Source organism: Phaeodactylibacter luteus (assembly GCF_007993045.1).
In the GTDB taxonomy this organism is placed as follows: Bacteria; Bacteroidota; Bacteroidia; order Chitinophagales; family Saprospiraceae; genus Phaeodactylibacter; species Phaeodactylibacter luteus.
The window spans coordinates 63,865-78,961 of the sequence record NZ_VOOR01000005.1; the positions used below are offsets into that span (position 1 = coordinate 63,865).

The window sequence follows — 15,097 nt, forward strand, 5'->3', positions numbered from 1 at the left end:
TTTCCTTTCTTTTGGGATATCTAAAGTTACTTAACTTTGTATTTCTGTCAAGCAGGAGCATCCTGTTTATCAGCGCTTTTCTCACCTTGATTTCCCATTACCGGTACACGGCAGCATAGACTACGTTTCGAGCCTGCCCCTTTATATAGGCCCTCAGGCTTGCGCGGCTTTCCTATTTGGTATTAGAACTGACATCATGGAAAAACATTACTTGGAGCGGGAACTCTACGAAAAGGTGCTATCAGACGGAGCGGTACGCCGTTTCATCGAGCAATCGGCCCCCGATGGCATTTGGTATTGGGACCTCCAACAGCCTGAGCACGAGTGGATGGATGCCCGTTTTTGGGAAACGCTGGGCTATGACCCTGCCCAGATGCCCCATAGCCCGGAGGCATGGAAGGACTTGGTCCACCCCGAAGACTATCAGCGGTTGTACGCTGCGGTGCAGCAACACCTTCAGGACGCTGCCCATCCGCTCAAAGAGGAGGTCCGCTACCTGCACCGCGATGGCGCTTACCGTTGGATACGCTGCTACGGTATTGCACTTAGAGACGAAAAGGGAGTGCCCCTGCGCATGCTTGGCGGGCACCAGGATGTGACCGCAGAGCAGGAGCTAAGGGTATCCAAAAGCTTATTGGAAAGCCTTTTTGATCAGGATACCGGAGTCATACTTCGTTACCGGCTCAATACCGATGGCACGGACGAGCTGCTGTATATGAGCAGGGGAGGGGGCGTGATCTGGGGGATAACAGAGGAACGCCTGGCAGATGACTGGCTCGGCCAGTTGTGGCAGACTGTTGTGCCGGAAGATGTGGAAGGCTTCAAAAAATCTATCCAACATTCTGCCCAACTGAAAACCTTCTGGAACCACAGCTGGCGCATCAGAGTCGGTACAGAAGTGAAGTGGCTGGAAGGGCGGGGCATACCCCGGTCGCAGCCCGATGGCAGTATCGTTTGGGACACCCTGATCCTAGATGTGAGCGCACAAAAGTCTGCGGCAGCTGAGCTGGACCAACAGGCCAAAATGCAGGAGCAGCTCAGGCAGATTACTGCACGGTTCATCAACATGCCGATGGAGGATGTGGGCGCGGGGATAGACCAAGCACTAGGCGAAATAGGCCGTATGGTTGGGGCAGGCCGGGTTTATATTTTTGATTATGACTTTGAGGCAGGCACCACTTCCAACCTCTATGAGTGGTGCGCAGATGGGGTGTCCCCAGAAATAGAAAACCTGCAAGATGTGCCGTTGGAGGCGGTGCCCGATTGGCTGGAGCACCACTTGGCCGGCCTGCCGATGCACATTCCCAATGTGCCCGCCTTGCCGGAAGGCGGGCTACGCGATATATTGGAGCCACAAGGCATCAAAAGCCTGTTGGCTGTGCCTATGCAGCATCAAACCCAATGCATAGGCTTTATGGGGCTAGACTCAGTGGAGAGCTATCATCACTATTCTGGTGCAGAGCTAGAATTCTTGCAATTGTCTGCACAAGTATTTGCCAATATCCTTGAGCATATCCGCAGCCGGCGCGAACTACTGGAGAGCGAGCTGCGCTTGCAGCGCCTTACGGCCAACGTGCCGGGAGCTATTTTCCAGATTGAGCAAAAAACAGATGGTACTTTCTCTCTGCCCTTTATCAGTGAGGGCATCCGGAAAATCAGGAAAGGGCTCACCCCCGCCCGTATCAGTAAAGACCCTTATGCCCTGTTCGATCTCATCAACCCGGAAGACCGAGAGGAACTGAAGCGTGAAATCTTAAAGTCAGCTTCCCGTGGGCGGCGGCTACAGGCCGACTTCCGCTTTCAGCACGAAAGCGGCTCCACGATTTGGCTGGGTATTTCCGCCCGCCCGGAGCAGCGCTCCGATGGCTCAACGGTATGGTATGGCATGGCTCAGGACATTACGCTGCAAAAAGAGATGGAGGAGATGAAGCGGAAGTCGGAGGAGCTGACCACCCGCTACAGCGAGCTCGAACAATTCTCTTATGTGGCTTCCCACGATTTGCAGGAGCCCCTGCGCACCATCAGCAGCTTTGCGGGCCTGCTGCACCGTCGTTACCATGAGCTCTTGGATGAAGATGGCCGGGAGTACCTTTACTATATGACAGATGCCGCTAAGCGGATGAGCCAATTGATAGACAGCCTGCTGGATTATAGCCGCTTGGGGAGCAATCGTGTGGCCTCGACAGTCGTCTTGCCCCAATTGTTGCAACAGGTAGAGCAAGACTTGGGAGGGCTTATCCGGGATACCGATACCGTTCTGATTGTGGGAGACCTGCCCAGCCTTACTGGGTATGAACTGGAGCTGCGGCTGCTGTTCCAGAACCTGATCGGGAACGGCATCAAGTTCCGTAGCCCAGGGCGCAGCCCAGTTATCCGGATCGGCGCTGAGCGGATACCGGGCTATTGGAAATTTAGCGTAAGCGATAACGGGATCGGCATAGCCAAGGAGAGCCTGGAACGGGTTTTTAAAATTTTTCAGCGCTTGCACAGCCGTACCGCATACGAGGGCACAGGCATAGGGCTTACCCATTGCAAAAAAATTGTCGAGCTGCACTTTGGCCGCATATGGATGGAATCTGAGATAGGAGAAGGCACCACTGTCTTTTTCACTTTGAAGGTTTAGAAGCGCCAGGAAATCCAATGCTGTCGGGAAGATTGCGCCACAGCCCAAACCTTCGGCCTTGCAGGCGGGTTACTATCTGTATCTACTTGCAATTTGCGCTTGGCCTGCCTACCTGGGAAAAGCGCAGTGAAGCGCCTTTGCTTGTATCACTACTGCCTATTGACTATCTGAACGCCTGTTTTACCATGACGAAAAAATCAACTCGAGCCCTCGCCCTACTTGGTGCAGCTGCTGTCATCGCCGCTGCCATCCTCCTGCAGGGCCGGTTCACTGGCCAGGACGAGCCAGCTCCAAAAAAAGAAACAACCGCAGCCCCTGCCGGTGCAGCTCCTGCCGATATTTTGCCTGTAGAAGCGATGATCGCCCGGGCAGCGCCCCTGCGCGACGCTATTGCCGTGAATGGTTCTACGGTGCCCAATGAGGAGGTGGCCATCACTGCTGAGGTACCTGGCAAAATTACGCGCATCCTCTTCCGCGAAGGCGAATACTGCAAAAAAGGGCAGGTGCTGTTGGAGCTTGACAAAGACGAGCTGCAAGCAGAGCGCGAGCGCTTGGTCGTACAGCGCAACCTCAATGGAAAAATCGCAGAACGGCTCCAGGCGCTCTACGAAAAGGAAGGCGTCAGCCTGCAGGATTATGAGGTAGCCGCGGCTGAAGTAGAAAAAGTGGAAGCAGATATCGCCCTTGTGGATGCACAGCTGGAAAAGCGGGTCGTCCGGGCCCCTTTTGCCGGAAAGCTAGGCCTGCGGATGGTCTCGGAAGGCAGCTACCTCTCTCCGGGCACAGCTGTGGTCAGCCTCGTGAGCACCAATCCGATCAAGCTAGAGTTTGACGTACCGGAAAAGTACAGCACTGCCGTAAAGCCAGGTTCAAAAATCGAATTCCGCCTTGATGGGGTCGAAGAAGCCTTCACCGCCACCGTACAAGCCCGGGAGCCCAATATCAACGCAGCAACGCGTACCCTCAGGTACAAGGCTAGCGCCCCAAATGCAGATGGGGCTATCTTGCCCGGCGCTTTTGCCAACGTACAGGTGGAGCTGGCCTCCTTCGATGGCGCTATAACCGTGCCTACCGAAGCCATCATACCAGAAATCAACGAGAAAAAGGTGATGGTAGCCAGGAATGGTGCCGCCACCCCCGTAGTGGTCAAAACAGGCATACGCCGGGAACGGGACATTCAGATCACGGAGGGCCTTGAGCCAGGGGATACCGTCATCACCAGTGGCATACTACAGCTGAAGCCCGGCACCCCCATCACCATTACCAAGATCAACCCATAGCCATGAGCCTGTCTTCCATAAGCATACGCCGGCCCGTACTGGCCTCGGTTTTCTCTATTGTCATTATCCTCTTTGGCCTTATCGGCCTGACCTACCTGGGCATACGGGAATACCCTAGCGTAGACCCGCCTATCATCACCATTTCTACCAATTACGTAGGGGCCAATGCGGATATCATCGAGTCGCAGATCACAGAGCCTATAGAAGAGGCCGTCAATGGTATAGCCGGCATCCGCTCCATTACCTCCGTTAGCCGCGATGGCCGCTCTACCCTTACCGTAGAATTTGACTTGGAAATAGACCTGGAAACTGCCGCCAATGATGTGCGCGATAAGGTTTCCCAGGTGGTCCGCTCCCTGCCTGCTGATACAGACCCGCCCATCGTTTCCAAAGCAGATGCAGATAGCGACCCCATCATCTTCCTCAATATCCGGAGTGATCAGCGCTCCCTGCTGGAGCTGACCGATATTGCCGAAAATGTTTTTAAAGAACGGCTGCAGACCATAAAGGGTGTGAGCGAAATCCGCATCTGGGGGAGCAAACGCTACGCTATGCGCATGTGGATCGATCCCGACCGCCTGGCTGCGTATGGCCTCACGCCACTCGATGTGCAGCAAGCCCTGGAAAGGGAGAACATCGAACTTCCATCGGGAAGCGTAGAAGGCGCTACCACTGAACTGACCGTGCGCACGCAGGGGCGGCTGACCTCAGCTGTGGAGTTCAACGACTTGATCATACGGGAAGAGGGAGGGCGCTTGGTCCGTTTCCGGGACATCGGCTATGCAGAGCTCGGGCCGGAAAACCTCCGGACTGTCCTGAAACGGGATGCAGTACCTATGGTCGGCAATGCCATTGTGCCACAGCCAGGGGCAAATAATATTGAGATAGCGGACGAGTTCTACCGCCGCTTGGAGCAGATCAAAAAAGACTTGCCCGAAGACATCAAGCTGGGCATCGGCTTCGATAAAACACAGTTCATCAGAGATTCTATAGATGAAGTAGAACAGACCATCTACGTAGCCTTCGGCCTGGTGGTCATGATCATCTTCCTCTTCCTGCGCGACTGGCGCACCACCCTCGTCCCGGTCGTCGTCATCCCCATTGCTCTCGTTGGGGCTTTCTTCATCATGTACGCAGCCAATTTCTCCATTAATGTACTGACCCTATTGGGCGTCGTCCTGGCCATTGGCCTGGTCGTAGATGATGCAGTGGTCGTACTAGAGAACATCTACGCCAAGATAGAGAGTGGTATGACGCTCCTGCAGGCTGCCCTGAAGGGCTCCGAAGAGATCTTCTTCGCGGTTATTGCGACTACAGTCGCCCTTGTAGCGGTATTTATGCCCGTGATTTTCCTACAAGGCCTGACCGGGCGTTTGTTCCGGGAATTTGGCATTGTCATTGCAGGTGCCGTGGTCATATCTTCCTTTGTGGCCCTCACGCTCACGCCCATGCTGGCCAGCAAGATCCTTAAAAAGCGGGAACGCCCCCTTTGGTTTTACCGGGTGACGGAGCCATTTTTTGTGGGGCTGACCAAAGGGTACCGGTCCACGCTCAATGGTTTTATGCGCTTCCGTTGGCTGGCTGTCGTCGTCATGGGCATTTCAGGCTGGGCCATCTACTCCATAGGCGGAGGCTTGCCACAGGAGCTTGCCCCCTTGGAAGACCGGGGCCGTATCCGTGCCTTTGCCCGTGCGCCAGAAGGGGCCACCTTCGAGTACATGGACGCTTACATGAATGAGCTGGTGCGCGTGATGATGAAAGAGGCCCCAGAGAGCGAAGGGGTCATCTCTGTTACCTCTCCAGGCTTTGGTGCTTCCACGTCCGTCAACTCTGGCTTTGCTTTTTCTGTGCTCAGCCCTGCCGGTGAGCGGGAGCGCGGGCAGCAGGAAATCCTTAATGCCATGCAGCCCGAGGTCAGTAAGCTGACTGGGGCCGTGACCTACCTCAGCCAAGAGCAGAGTATTGGCAACCGCCGGGGAGGGCTTCCGGTACAGTATGTGCTGCAAGCCCCTAACTTCGAGTCCCTGAAGGAAAACCTGCCCCGGTTTGTAGAGGCGGTCCGCCAAGACCCTACCTTTAGTATTGTCGATGTCGACCTGAAGTTCAATAAGCCTGAGCTGAACATCGAGATCAACCGGCAAAAAGCCCGGGACTTGGGCGTATCCGTTCTGGATATCGCACGTACCCTACAGCTGGGGCTCAGTGGGCAGCGCTTCGGCTACTTTATCAAAGACGGGAAGCAGTACCAGGTTATTGGCCAGATTCAGCGCTCCGGGCGGGACGAGCCGGTCGACCTCCGCTCGCTCTACGTGCGGAACGAGCGGGGCGAGATGATACAGATGGACAACCTGGTGAGCTTCCGGGAGCAGACCACACCGCCTACCCTCTACCGCTTCAACCGCTTTGCCTCCGCTACTGTTTCCGCCGGGCTGGCCGGAGATAAGACCATAGGCGATGGCATTGAAGCTATGGACCAGATTGCAGCAGAAGTACTGGATTCTGGGTTCTATACTACCCTGACCGGTACCTCGCGCGATTTTGCCGAGAGCTCATCCAGCCTCCTCTTTGCTTTCGGCCTGGCGCTACTGCTCATTTATCTGGTATTGGCTGCACAGTTCGAGAGCTTCGTAGACCCCTTCATCATCATGTTCACCGTTCCCCTGGCTATTGCGGGGGCTGTATTGTCGCTCATGATGTATGGACAGACCCTCAACATCTTTAGCCAGATCGGTATCATCATGCTTATTGGGCTGGTCGCCAAAAACGGCATCCTCATTGTCGAGTTCGCCAATCAGCGCAAAGAGGCCGGCCTGAGCCGTATGGAAGCCATCAAAGAAGCGGCCGAAGCCCGCTTCCGGCCTATTTTGATGACAAGCCTTTCCACTATACTGGGCGTACTGCCCATCGCCCTTGCCCTCGGTGCCGGCTCCGAGAGCCGGGTTTCTATGGGCATTGCAGTGATTGGGGGGCTGGTCTTCGCCACCGTCCTCACGCTCTACGTGATTCCCGCCATTTATTCCTACCTTTCGAGCAAGGAATCCAACCGGATAAAGCGGGAGCAAGCCATACTTGAGGCAGAAGAAGAAGCTTCTGCCGCATCCTGACCACGGACCCCACAAACTGAACCTTGAACGGCATGTCAGCAGAAAAAAAACTATTCCTTCTAGATGGCCACGCGCTAGTATACCGCGCCCATTTTGCCTTTATCAACCGCCCCCTCATCAACTCCAAAGGGGTGAACACCTCTGCGGTCATGGGTTTTACCCGTACCCTATGGGACCTCATGCAGGAGCATAAGCCTTCGCATATTGCTGTGGCCTTTGACCTTTCCACCCCCACTTTCCGGCACGAAATGTACGAGCCCTACAAAGCCAACCGGGAGGCACAGCCGGAGGATATTGTCGTTGCCATACCTTATATCGAAGCCATCGTCAAAGCTTTTCACATCCCTATCGTAACCGTTGATGGGTATGAGGCCGATGACGTCATCGGTACCTTGGCCAAACAGGCCGAGAAAGAGGGCTTCACCGTGTACATGGTCACACCCGATAAAGACTTCGGGCAGCTCGTTTCCGACAACATCTTCCTTTACCGCCCTTCCCGCCAAGGCAATGGCGTCGATATCATGGGCGTGCCGGAAATTTTGGACAAATGGAAAGTAGCGCGCGTAGAGCAGGTCATCGATATGCTTGGGCTGCAGGGCGATAGTGTAGACAACATCCCCGGCGTGCCGGGCATCGGCCCTAAGACCGCTGCTAAGCTCTTGGCAGAGTTCGGTTCTGTGGAGAACCTAGTGGAGCAGGCCGACAAGCTCAAGGGCAAACAGCGCGAACGTTTAGAAGAACACCGCGAACAAGCCCTATTGTCCAAAAAACTGGCCATCATCGATACAGAAGCCCCCATACAGTTTGATGCTGCACAATTCCAAATTGACCCCCCTGACAAGGACCGCCTGGCCGATCTTTTCAGAGAGCTCGAGTTCCGGAGCATCGCCCGTCAGATCTTGGGCGAAGATGGAGCGCCCGAAGCTGGCGCACAAGGCGACTTGTTTGCACCCCAGGCCCCAACGGAGCAGCCAAAGGAAAGCTCCTCCGCACCCCCAGCCCATTCTGTAGCCAACAAAAACTTGGCCAACACGGAGCATCAGTACTTTTTGGCCGAAAAAGAGGAACAGATAGCAGCCTTGCTCCAAAAACTTATGGATGCACCGGCTTTCTGCTTTGATACAGAAACCACAGGTTTGGATGCAACACAGGCCGAACTGGTAGGCATGTCTTTTTCTATGGCACCCCACGAGGCATATTACGTGCCTGTACCGGCCGGCTTCGAAGCTGCCACTCGCACTGTACAGCAGTTCAAAGCTGTATTCGAGGATGAGAGCAAGGAAAAAATCGCCCAAAACTTAAAGTACGATGCCCTTATCCTGCGCCATTACGGTATCGATGTCAAAGGACCTTATTTCGATACCATGATCGCCCACTACCTGCTTGAGCCGGAGCTGCGCCATGGCATGGACTACATGGCGGAGACTTACCTCAAGTACCAGCCCGTAGCCATAGAGGCCCTGATCGGCAAGAAGGGCAAAGGGCAAAAAAATATGCGCGACCTGCTCCCTGCCGATGTACTGGACTATGCCGCAGAGGATGCGGATATCACCCTTCAGCTCAAAGAATACCTCGCACCAAAAATCAAAGAAGAAGGGTTTGATGCCCTTTACCGGGATATCGAAGCCCCTCTTGTCCGCGCCATCGTCAATATGGAGTACGAAGGCATCCGCATCGACGCAGGCTTCCTGAATGCCTACAGCATAGAACTGAGCGGGCAAATTGATGCCCTCGAAAAAGAGGTGCACGAAATGGCAGGCGAAACCTTCAATGTCGCTTCCCCAAAACAGGTGGGCGAAATCCTCTTCGATAAAATGGAGCTGCCCTACCGGTTCAAAAAAACTAAGTCTGGCCAATATTCCACCAGCGAAGAAAAACTGGCCGAACTGGCAGCAGAGTATCCCATCGTGGATAAAATCCTCGATTACCGTGGGCTCACCAAGCTGAAGTCTACCTATGTTGATGCCTTGCCCAAGCTCATCAACCCACGCACCGGCCGCATCCACAGCTCCTTCAACCAAGCACTGACTGCTACCGGCCGCCTCAGCTCCAACAACCCCAACCTGCAAAATATCCCTATCCGTACCCCGGAAGGGGCTAAAGTACGAGAAGCCTTCATCCCTCGGGATGAAGACTACGTCCTCCTCGCTGCTGACTATTCCCAAATTGAGCTCCGCCTTATCGCGGAAATGAGCGGGGATGAAGCCATGCTCGAAGCTTTTCAGTCTGGCAAAGATGTACACCGCGCTACCGCAGCCCGCGTATTCAATGTGGACTATGACGCCGTGACCCGCGAGCACCGCTACCGGGCCAAAACGGTCAACTTCGCACTCATCTACGGTGCAGGCGCCACCAACCTCTCTCAGCAGCTTGGCATCAAGCGCAGCGAGGCCAAAGCGCTCATCGACCAGTATTTCGACCGCTACCCTGGCCTCAAAGGCTATATGGACCAAACCGTCGAGCAAGCTAGAAACCAAGGCTTCGTCAAAACCTTAATGGGGCGGCGCCGCCACTTGCGCGATATCAACTCCCGCAACGGAGTGCTCCGCAGCCATGCTGAGCGCAACGCCATCAATACCCCCATCCAAGGCACTGCTGCAGACCTGATCAAAATCGCTATGGTCAACATCAACCGCGAGTTCGAACAGCGGAAGTTCAAGTCCAAATTGATTTTGCAGGTGCATGACGAACTCGTATTCGACGCTCACAAGGACGAGCTCGAAACCATCATGCCTATCATCGAGGACAAAATGGTCAATGCCATGCCCGGCCTCAAAGTGCCGATACTCGTAGAGATGGGCATAGGTGCCAATTGGAGGGAAGCGCATTAATAGCGTGTTGGGATTTTGGCCTTCTAGTCGGAAATTAGTGCCTCAAGCCATAAACCCTTGACCCCCCAAGTTTCGTTCTTTTCCGCCTACTCTTCGTTAAAGAACCGCTCCTTTAGCTTGGGCTAAAGCCGCGAACCTTCGCCTTGATTAGCCGGAAAATAACTTCAACTTAAGTATCAGAGATTTATGGCTTAAGGCACTAGCCATTTTTTGATTAGCCGAGACCCGAAAACCGGAGCTTAGCCAAGTCCCGCTTTTTATGCACAAAAGCGGAAAGGGTTTTCGCTCTAAAGTCTTTGGGCGGCCCCCGCCCTCGGCAGCTCCTCTGAGGCGGGGCGTTACGTTCCGCCCTTCGGATGCTTCCTCAGCCCTGCGGGCCAAGGGGCTCCACATCACTGCCGCTCCCCTGTTCGGGCGATAGGCCCTTGCTACAGCAGCTCAAGAAAATATGTGCACCAAAAGAGCGCCGGGCGTAAACCAAAATGTCGCAGGTGTTTATGTTTTTCTAGCTTTAGCCTGGCATTGGCCTAGCGCTGCGAAGGGGTGGCAAGCCCGTTAGGGCCGAGCGGACAGCGAGCCCCGCAGCATAGCGGCACCTGCCCGTTGGCAGGGGCAGGCCCCATCCAGAAAAACGACAATCTGGTTTGCGCCCAGAGCGCCTTGAAAAAAAACAGGCAAGGCACGCCTGCCAAAGACTGGCAGCAGAAGCCAATACCTTTGACGGCCTCCACAGTGGCTTAGCCCTCCGCCAGCCAGTCTATGCACAAAGCAGCCGACCAAGAAAAACGGTCTGTGCCACAGCCCTGCTCCCCAGGCGTATCCACCCGGGGGTCGAAGTACTCATAAAAACCGGACCGGGCCATCAGATCAAGGCTGTGCTGCTTTACCCTTTGGGCCATATCGGCCATATCATACCGCATCAGCCCTTGGTACAACAGCCAGTTCAAGTTGATCCAGACCGGGCCCCGCCAATACTTTTGGTAATCCACATCTTGCGCCAGCAAGCTGTACGTCGGGCATAGCCATATGCCTTGGTCTGTCCCCCCAAACATCGAGCTTTCTAGTACCTGCAGCATCCGCTCCGCCTGCTCCTGATCGGGCACCTGCCCACAGAGGGGCATCAAGCCAGAAGATGTATGCACAGGGATGAGCTCATCGTGGTAGAGGTCATAGGCATTGTACAGCCCCCGTTCCTCGTCCCACAGTTTGTCGTTCATAGCCCAGATGGTGAGCTCGTGCCATTGCAAAGGCTCCGCAATGTCTTCCCCGAGCAGGCTGCCGATTTGGATAAGGGCCTCATTCGACCAAGAAAGCACCCCATTGAACAGAGGGTCTTGAATCAGGAAGGGGCAAGCCTTGAAGATCGCATCGTCCTCATAGTCGCATTTGCGGAACAAGTCGACAAGGTACACATAGCGGTCGTAGTCCTGTTGAGTAGGGCGGTGGGCCGCTGCTTTGGGGTTTTGGAGGTCTTTGCGCTCGTACGGAGGCAGCGCATCGGGGTCGATGGCCATTCGTGCCAAGGCAGCATCCCAGATAGGGGAATTATCGGTACCGCCCTCCCAGGGGTGGCGGATGTAGACGAGCCCCTCCTCGTGGGGGTCGCGGTAGGTATAGAGGTAACGGTGCAGGGCCATCACCTTGGGGTACATCTCCTTCAGGAAAGCCCGTGCTGCGCTTTTATCGGCGGCCAGCTCATAAAGCCGCCACAGCACAAACCCATGCACCGGCGGCATGCTGATGCCCGAGGTGGCAGGGCGCTGTGGGGCATGGGCAGAGCGGTGCCCTTGCCAAAAATCAGGCCCGGGGAAGTAGCGCGCGTTGGGGTCGTCCCCAAAAACGATCTGCGGCAGCATCCCATTGGCCCATTGCCCGCTGAAGAGGTGGCGCAGGTCGGCCATAGCCCGCTCCAAGTTGTGGTGCGCGTTGCCAATTGCAATAAAGCCGGCATCCCAATTCCATTGGTGGGGATAAAGGCTTGGGGCAGGCTTGGTAAACCGTCCATTCCAGTTGTTATCGAGTACGGCAATGGCCTGCTCCCTGAGCTGCTGAGGGTCAATATCCATATTTGCAATTTGGGTTTGCCTGTAAAAATAACACTTGCAGGGCAAGGTGGCACCATACCAGGCTATTATTGCCCAGCCGGCAGCATGAGCCCATGCCTGACGGCATGCAGGGCAGCCTCCCTGTAGTTTTGTACCAGCTGTATATCTGCGCCGGTTTCGGCAATGAACCGCTTCAGCCTACGGGCACGGCTGATAGAACGCACATCACGTATGTATATCGCTTTAATCCGTCCCGGATGGCTCCTTGCCACCGCTTCATAAATGTAGGGGTCCCGTTCTCCGCTGTCTCCAATGAGGACAAAGGGAAGGCTAGGGTAAGTCTCCAGGATATTGAGGATGCTGCTGTGCTTATGGCCCAGGTAGCCTTCGGGGTGCTCCTGATAAGGCAGCCCAAAATCGCGCAGCAGTATAGGGCCGTCCGGCAGCTCGTTGAGCGAAAGGAACTCCTCCAGCAAGTCATACAGGTTCCATGGGCTATTTGAGACATAAAAAAAAGGGTTGACAGGCCGCCCGGCCATGCCATTGCGCAGCCCTTGGAAAAAGGGGGCCGCTTGATTGAACGACTGCCGGAGCGGGGCAGTCTTCAACAAAGTATGGTACAATACCCGCAGCTTGAGCAGAGAGGTGACATCAGTTTTCAGTACCGTATCGTCGATATCGCTGATGCAGCCAAACTCTGCTTCCGGCCCAGGGGCCAATACCTTGCCGTTGGCCGTGGCATGCACCTGCCGGTTTGGAGTGGCATGCAGCTCAAGCTGTATGCGTTTCCATTGAGGCCCGCCGGAGGGGAAGGCTGAGGGCAGCTGTGTATCAATGATGAAGTAGCCCTCCTCATCGGTCACAGCCTCCAGGGTGTGCCCATCTGCATTGATGTGGACCGCCGCGCCGGACACCTCCCGGCTATTGAAGCGCTTGTAGTTGTTCATGAGCGCCCGCCAGCTGGAGTTGACCTCATCTTTGAGGATACGGCGGTCTTTAAGGACCCGCCCCCGGAGCACCAGCCGCCGCCCGGACACATAGCCCCGGTAGGGCAAGATGAGCACTGGCCAGTTGGGCTTTAGCCCCAGCCATTCCTTTACCGTCCGGTTGATGCGGGCCACCCACCGGTCAATTCGTTTCAGCGTCCGCAGCATCGAGCGCTTCAAAGGCATTGTGTTTTAATCCGGTAGGGAAGTTACAAAAACACAAGTAGATAAGGAGGGCTGCGCTCTAAAATCAGGCCCCTCCCCATTTGCCGCTATGTGGGCAAGCCCCTCTTGCGGCGCCATCGACGGATGAGCGGGTAACTGAATACCGCCAAGAGGATGATGCCTACGCCCGCATAAAAGCCGGGGGCCAGCTCCTCGTTCTCATTCAGCAGCAGCCAGGCCAGGGCAATCCCGTACACCGGCTCTAGGTTGACGGTCAGGTTGGACGCAAATGCAGTGAGGTGGCGCAGCGCGCGCAGCGCAAGCACATAGGCTAGAGTAGTACACAATAGGGAAAGCACCACGAGGTAGAACCAGTCCATGCCAGAAAGGGGCAGGATTTGTACCGGCGTTGCGCTCTGCCAAATATAGGCCGGCAGCACCAGGCAAAGGAAAAGCCAGGCACTGCCCAGTTCTACGAAGGTAGTTGTCAGCTCATCGGTCTGGCCGATGTACTTTTTGTTGAGGGTGGCAAAAAAAGCAGCCAGAAAAGCTGAGAGCAGGCCCACCAAGATGCCTGTGTTCATCGTCGCTTCGGTGCTGTTGACAATAAGCGCCATGCCGGGGATGATCACTAGGCCCAGCAGCATCTCGTACCAGCGTATCCGCTGCTTCATTATGAAGGGCTCCAGCAGGGAGGTGAAAAAGGAGGTCGTGGCCATACAGATCAGCGTGATCGAGGCATTGGAGAGCTTGATCGCCCCGTAAAATGCTACCCAGTGCAGGGCTACGATGACCCCTATCCCCATAAACCGGTAGAGCAGTGGCCGGGGCATTTTGCGTAACGCCTTCCCTGCCCGTATCAGAAACAAGAGGCTGAAGCTGGTAATCAGGACCCGCCACCAGACCATGACAAGGGCGGACAACTGTATCAAATCGCCAAGTATAGCGGTGAACCCAAACAGGAAAACTGCGATGTGCAGCTCGAGGTACGCCCTTTTTTCTGCTTGCATGTGAAGTTGTTTTTCAAGGGGGCAAAGGTACGCAAGCCGGGCTGTTTCCCAGCTGGTTTTGCAATTTTATAGGACGGGTAATGGTGCCGCCCCTACGGGGCTAAAGCCCTGAAACCCGCTCAGGGGGGAGCTCGGACAGGCCCGGAAGCGCATAAGCATTATGACGTTTTGGATGTCCACAGCTCCTGTGCCAGCGTTAAGGCCCCAAAAAGCGGGGTGCCCAATCAAAACAAACTCCCCTGTGCCGTGCCAGGCAGCAGGCGGAAAGACCTTCGGTGGTGAGGGGAAGCCCCATGCTCCTGAATAGCCAGCCGGTGGGCACGGGTAGGGTAGCCTTTATTCTGGCTCCAGCAGTAATAGGGGTAAGCTTCATGCAGCTGCATCATATAGTCATCGCGGTAAGTCTTGGCCAGGATGGAAGCCGCCGCGATAGAGAGGAACTTCCCATCGCCTTTGATGATACAATGGTGGGGCACCTCCGGGTAAGGCTTGAACCGGTTGCCATCAATCAGCAGCGCCTGTGGGGCAAGGCTCAGGCGGTCAATAGCCCGGTGCATGGCCAGGAAGGAAGCGTTCAGGATGTTGACTTCATCGATTTCGGCGGGGCTTACTTCTGCCACCGCCCAGGCGAGCGCTTCTTGTTCTACCACCGCACGTGCAGCATAGCGCTGCTTTTCGCTCAATTTCTTGGAATCATTGAGCAAAGGGTGGGCAAAACCGGGCGGGAGGACGACCGCAGCAGCAAAGACGGGGCCAGCCAGGCAGCCCCTGCCGGCCTCGTCGCACCCTGCTTCCCGTCTGCCAGCCTCCAAATGGGGTAATAACATGCTTCAAGCGTTGAATTAGTCGGGGTAAATATATAGCTTGGTATTCGCAATCTATAACCACCCCTTGATTGCTGCCCGCTTTGCCAAATAACGGTTTGGATGCTAACATAGCATCCCTTACACACAACCCGGGCCCTTTGTACGTTTTATTACCGGCACCCTGGCCATATATACCCGAAAACTACCGGAGGGCTTGGCTCCTCAGGTGTATTTTGAAAAACACAAG

8 protein-coding genes are annotated in these 15,097 nt (G+C 55.4%); 4 read left to right on the plus strand and 4 right to left on the minus strand.

What is annotated here, in order from left to right:
- The first annotated feature begins 196 nt into the window (after positions 1-196).
- The 4 genes from FRY97_RS03550 to polA all read left to right on the plus strand — a co-directional run bounded on the left by FRY97_RS03550 (position 197) and on the right by polA (position 9,838).
- Positions 197-2,623: a PAS domain-containing protein gene (locus tag FRY97_RS03550; protein WP_147166052.1), complete on the plus strand. Its 2,427-nt coding sequence runs from the start codon at positions 197-199 to the stop codon at positions 2,621-2,623.
- Between the two features lie 137 nt (positions 2,624-2,760).
- Positions 2,761-3,903, plus strand: a complete 1,143-nt coding sequence (locus FRY97_RS03555; RefSeq protein WP_170254486.1) for an efflux RND transporter periplasmic adaptor subunit — start codon at positions 2,761-2,763, stop codon at positions 3,901-3,903.
- A 2-nt stretch (positions 3,904-3,905) separates the two neighbouring features.
- Entirely contained in the window at positions 3,906-7,007 is a 3,102-nt protein-coding gene (locus FRY97_RS03560) for an efflux RND transporter permease subunit (RefSeq protein WP_147166054.1), read from the plus strand.
- Positions 7,008-7,039: 32 nt separating this feature from the next.
- A complete protein-coding gene (gene polA, locus FRY97_RS03565; protein WP_147166055.1) occupies positions 7,040-9,838 on the plus strand; it encodes a DNA polymerase I in 2,799 nt (932 codons plus the stop codon).
- Positions 9,839-10,575: 737 nt separating this feature from the next.
- On the opposite strand, the gene FRY97_RS03570 is transcribed toward polA, so the two are convergent.
- The 4 genes from FRY97_RS03570 to FRY97_RS03585 all read right to left on the minus strand — a co-directional run bounded on the left by FRY97_RS03570 (position 10,576) and on the right by FRY97_RS03585 (position 14,871).
- A complete protein-coding gene (locus FRY97_RS03570) occupies positions 10,576-11,904 on the minus strand; it encodes an MGH1-like glycoside hydrolase domain-containing protein (protein WP_147166056.1) in 1,329 nt (442 codons plus the stop codon).
- 65 nt (positions 11,905-11,969) lie between these two features.
- The gene (locus FRY97_RS03575) at positions 11,970-13,049 is read right to left on the minus strand and encodes an App1 family protein (protein ID WP_170254487.1); all 1,080 of its coding nucleotides are present in this window, start codon (positions 13,047-13,049) and stop codon (positions 11,970-11,972) included.
- A gap of 92 nt (positions 13,050-13,141) precedes the next feature.
- Positions 13,142-14,044, minus strand: a complete 903-nt coding sequence (locus FRY97_RS03580; RefSeq protein WP_147166058.1) for a DMT family transporter — start codon at positions 14,042-14,044, stop codon at positions 13,142-13,144.
- 224 nt (positions 14,045-14,268) lie between these two features.
- Positions 14,269-14,871: a ribonuclease HII gene (locus tag FRY97_RS03585; RefSeq protein ID WP_147166059.1), complete on the minus strand. Its 603-nt coding sequence runs from the start codon at positions 14,869-14,871 to the stop codon at positions 14,269-14,271.
- Positions 14,872-15,097: the final 226 nt, after the last annotated feature.

Coding starts and splice junctions, on each gene's coding strand:
- FRY97_RS03550 (WP_147166052.1), top strand. CDS start 197: ATGGAAAAACATTACTTGGAGCGGGAACTCTACGAAAAGGTGCTATCA.
- FRY97_RS03580 (WP_147166058.1), bottom strand. CDS start 14,044: ATGCAAGCAGAAAAAAGGGCGTACCTCGAGCTGCACATCGCAGTTTTC.
- FRY97_RS03560 (WP_147166054.1), top strand. CDS start 3,906: ATGAGCCTGTCTTCCATAAGCATACGCCGGCCCGTACTGGCCTCGGTT.
- polA (WP_147166055.1), top strand. CDS start 7,040: ATGTCAGCAGAAAAAAAACTATTCCTTCTAGATGGCCACGCGCTAGTA.
- FRY97_RS03585 (WP_147166059.1), bottom strand. CDS start 14,871: ATGTTATTACCCCATTTGGAGGCTGGCAGACGGGAAGCAGGGTGCGAC.
- FRY97_RS03570 (WP_147166056.1), bottom strand. CDS start 11,904: ATGGATATTGACCCTCAGCAGCTCAGGGAGCAGGCCATTGCCGTACTC.